At 54.0% G+C, this 2,695-nt stretch carries 2 rRNA genes; both read left to right on the top strand.

Annotated features, from left to right (window positions below):
• Window positions 1-2,509: ribosomal RNA gene (locus B5E48_RS13245) — 23S ribosomal RNA — on the top strand; the annotation flags it as partial.
• Window positions 2,510-2,557: 48 nt separating this feature from the next.
• Window positions 2,558-2,666 (top strand): 5S ribosomal RNA (gene rrf / locus B5E48_RS13240).
• The last annotated feature ends 29 nt before the right edge of the window (window positions 2,667-2,695 follow it).

Below are 2,695 nucleotides of genomic sequence, written 5' to 3'. Positions count from 1 at the left end.
CGAGGCAGACCCTGAGTACGTCGGGGCACGAGGAATCCTGACGGAAGGATCGAGGACCATCTCGAAAGGCTAAATACTCCCTGGTGAGCGATAGTGAACCAGTACCGTGAGGGAAAGGTGAAAAGAACCCCGGGAGGGGAGTGAAATAGAACCTGAAACCATATGCTTACAAGAAGTCAGAGCCCGTTAAAGGGTGATGGCGTGCCTTTTGTAGAATGAGCCGGCGAGTTATGATATGGAGCGAGGTTAAGCAGGAGATGCGGAGCCGAAGCGAAAGCGAGTCTTAAGAGGGCGAAAGTTGCATGTCATAGACCCGAAACCGGGTGATCTAGCCATGATCAGGTTGAAGTCGGGGTAAGACCCGATGGAGGACCGAACCGACCCCCGTTGAAACGTTGGCGGATGAATTGTGGCTAGGGGTGAAATTCCAAACGAACCCGGAGATAGCTGGTTCTCCCCGAAATAGCTTTAGGGCTAGCGTCGCAGGAAGTGCCATGAAGGTAGAGCACTGAATATGTGATGGCCTCATCCCGAGGTACTGAGCATAATCAAACTCCGAATGTCATGGAGACGATGAGCGGCAGTCAGACCATGGGTGATAAGGTCCATGGTCAAGAGGGAAACAGCCCAGACCATCAGCTAAGGTCCCCAAATACATGCTAAGTGGAAAAGGATGTGGAGATGTACAGACAACCAGGAGGTTGGCTCAGAAGCAGCCATCCTTCAAAGAGTGCGTAACAGCTCACTGGTCGAATGACTCTGCGCCGAAAATTTACCGGGGCTAAGCATGATACCGAAGCTATGGATTTACGAAAGTAAGTGGTAGGGGAGCGTTCCAGACAGCGAGGAAGGATGATCGAAAGGACATCTGGAGCGTGTGGAAGAGAGAATGCCGGTGTGAGTAGCGGCACGTGGGTGAGAATCCCACGCACCGAAGACCCAAGGTTTCCAGAGGAAGGTTCGTCCGCTCTGGGTAAGTCGGGACCTAAGGCGAGGCCGAGAGGCGTAGCCGATGGACAACGGGTAGACATTCCCGTACCTGGCTGTGGGTGAAGGAGTGACGGAGACGGCTAGGCCAACCAGCGGCTGGAAGAGCTGGAGCAAGCGAGGTAGGGGTCATCCAGGCAAATCCGGATGGCATAACCCGAAGGCGTGACGCGGATGGAACATTGCGATAAGTACAGAAGAGGCCAAAGCCGGCTTCCAAGAAAAGCTTCTAGCAAAACTGCAGACAGCCCGTACCGAAAATGGACACACATGGGTGAGGAGAGAATCCTAAGGTGAGCGAGAGAACTATAGCTAAGGAACTCTGCAAAATGACTCCGTAACTTAGGGAGAAGGAGTGCTCAGTGGAAGCTGAGCCGCAGTGAAACGGCCCAAGCGACTGTTTACCAAAAACACAGCTCTCTGCGAAGACGCAAGTCGAAGTATAGGGGGTGACGCCTGCCCGGTGCTGGAAGGTTAAGGGGAGTGGTCAGCGAAAGCGAAGCCATGAACCGAAGCCCCAGTAAACGGCGGCCGTAACTATAACGGTCCTAAGGTAGCGAAATTCCTTGTCAGGTAAGTTCTGACCCGCACGAAAGGCGTAACGATTTGGGCGCTGTCTCGGCTGTAGACTCGGTGAAGTCTTAGTACCTGTGAAGATGCAGGTTACCCGCGACTAGACGGAAAGACCCCATGGAGCTTTACTGTAGCTTGATATTGGACTCTGATGCATGATGTACAGGATAGGTAGGAGGCAAGGATACGGATACGCCAGTATTCGAGGAGCCGACGTTGGGATACTACCCTTGATGCATTGGAGTTCTAACCGGACGACATGGAGCTGTCGACGGGACAGTGTCAGGTGGGCAGTTTGACTGGGGCGGTCGCCTCCCAAAGAGTAACGGAGGCGCCCAAAGATACCCTCAGCATGGATGGAAACCATGCGCAGAGTGCAAAGGCAAAAGGGTGTTTGACTGCGAGACAGACAAGTCGAGCAGGGACGAAAGTCGGGCTTAGTGATCCGGCGGCACCGAATGGAAGGGCCGTCGCTCAACGGATAAAAGCTACCCTGGGGATAACAGGCTGATCTCCCCCAAGAGTTCACATCGACGGGGAGGTTTGGCACCTCGATGTCGGCTCATCGCATCCTGGAGCTGAAGTCGGTTCCAAGGGTTGGGCTGTTCGCCCATTAAAGCGGTACGCGAGCTGGGTTCAGAACGTCGTGAGACAGTTCGGTCCCTATCTGTCGTGGGCGCAGGAAGTTTGAGGAGAGCTGCCCTCAGTACGAGAGGACCGGGGTGGACGGACCGATGGTGCACCAGTTGTCACGCCAGTGGCACAGCTGGGTAGCCAAGTCCGGAAGGGATAAACGCTGAAGGCATCTAAGCGTGAAGCCCCCTCCAAGATGAGACTTCCCATTCTTCGGAAGTAAGGTTCCTCCAAGACGAGGAGGTAGATAGGTCATGGGTGCAAGCATGGTGACATGCTGAGCTGAATGATACTAATAGACCGAGGGCTTAGCCGAAGTGGAAGAGAGAGGCTGTTCAGTTTTGAGCGTTCGTGCTCGAAGGGATCTGGTGGTGAAGGCGTGATGGAAACACCTGTACCCATGCCGAACACAGAAGTTAAGCATCACAGCGGCGAAGATAGTAGGCAACTGCGAAAATAGCACGCTGCCAGTCCATGTGAGGGAATAGTCATTCTATTCCCT

It is taken from the genome of Massilimicrobiota sp. An105, assembly GCF_002161155.1.
Classification (GTDB): domain Bacteria; phylum Bacillota_I; class Bacilli_A; order Erysipelotrichales; family Coprobacillaceae; genus Allocoprobacillus; species Allocoprobacillus merdigallinarum.
Note: the sequence above shows the minus strand (reverse complement) of the source record. Positions and strands in the feature narration are given on the sequence as shown.